This window comes from Paraburkholderia sp. CNPSo 3274, assembly GCF_024206475.1.
GTDB lineage: Bacteria > Pseudomonadota > Gammaproteobacteria > Burkholderiales > Burkholderiaceae > Paraburkholderia.
Map to the genome: position 1 here is coordinate 1 of NZ_JAMBPR010000257.1, position 592 is coordinate 592.

Annotated in this window: 1 protein-coding gene; it reads left to right on the forward strand. The window is 59.5% G+C overall.

Translation table 11 applies throughout. The features are described from left to right. The coding region (locus M3I54_RS44565) for an IS256 family transposase (protein ID WP_254346749.1) at positions 1-579 on the forward strand (579 nt) is incomplete at its 5' end. Positions 580-592: the final 13 nt, after the last annotated feature.

Consider the following 592-nt stretch of genomic DNA (forward strand, 5'->3'; position numbering starts at 1 on the left):
AAGGTGTTCAACGAACTCAAGACCCGCGGTTGCCAGGACATCCTGATCGCGGTCGTTGATGGGCTCAAGGGACTGGCCGAAGCGATTGGCACCGCTTACCCGCGCACCACCGTGCAGACGTGCATCGTGCACCTGATCCGCAACAGTCTTGAGTACGCCAGCTACAAGGACCGCAAGACGATCGCGGCAGCGCTGCGTCCGATCTATGGCGCGGTGAGCGAGCAGGCCGCGCGGCTTGCCCTGCAGACGTTCACAGACGGTCCCTGGGGAACCAGGTACCCGATGATTGTCCAATGCTGGCAGCGGGCCTGGGAGCACGTCACGCCGTTCTTTGTGTTTCCACCCGAGATTCGGCGGGTTGTGTACACGACCAACGCCATCGAAAGTCTGAACATGCAGCTTCGCAAGATCATCAAGACGCGGGGCCACTTCCCCAATGACGAGGCTGCAATCAAACTACTCTGGCTAGCGCTACGCAACGTGCTGGCCAAGTCGGTACGGGCCACCTTTGACTGGAAATCCGCGATGAACCAGTTTGCCATCCTGTTTGGCGACCGATTCACGACGGCGCGAGGGTAACGTTCTTTTAAAC